This is a genomic window from Capnocytophaga sp. oral taxon 326 str. F0382 (assembly GCF_000318295.1).
In the GTDB taxonomy this organism is placed as follows: domain Bacteria; phylum Bacteroidota; class Bacteroidia; order Flavobacteriales; family Flavobacteriaceae; genus Capnocytophaga; species Capnocytophaga periodontitidis.
Genome location: NZ_KB291429.1, coordinates 1 through 616, shown reverse-complemented (window position 1 = coordinate 616; position 616 = coordinate 1). Strand labels below are relative to the sequence as shown.

The following is a 616-nucleotide window of genomic DNA, read 5'->3' as shown; positions in this document are numbered from 1 at the left end:
GTTAGACCTCAGATAAGCAAAGGGTGGTATTTCAACAATGACTCCACAACTACCGGAATAGCCGCTTCTAAGTCTCCCACCTATCCTACGCATCACTTATCCAAGACCAATACGAAGATATAGTAAAGGTGCACAGGGTCTTTTCGTCCCACTGCGGGTAATCGGCATCTTCACCGATACTACAATTTCACCGAGCTCATGGCCGAGACAGTGTCCAAATCGTTACACCATTCGTGCAGGTCGGAACTTACCCGACAAGGAATTTCGCTACCTTAGGACCGTTATAGTTACGGCCGCCGTTTACTGGGGCTTCAATTCAAACCTTCGCTTACGCTAAGCTCTCCTCTTAACCTTCCAGCACCGGGCAGGTGTCAGACCCTATACCTCATCTTTCGATTTTGCAGAGTCCTGTGTTTTTGATAAACAGTCGCTTGGACCTTTTCACTGCGGCCTATCGCTAGATAGGCGACCTTTCTCCCGAAGTTACAGGTCTATTTTGCCTAGTTCCTTAGCCATGAATCTCTCGAGCGCCTTAGAATTCTCATCCCAATCACCTGTGTCGGTTTACGGTACGGGCATTAATCTTCGCTTTTCTTGGAAACGTTGTCACCACTCT

Annotated in this window: 1 rRNA gene; it reads right to left on the bottom strand. The window is 47.9% G+C overall.

The features are described 5' to 3' along the window. Nucleotides 1-616 (bottom strand): 23S ribosomal RNA (locus tag HMPREF9073_RS09345); the annotation flags it as partial.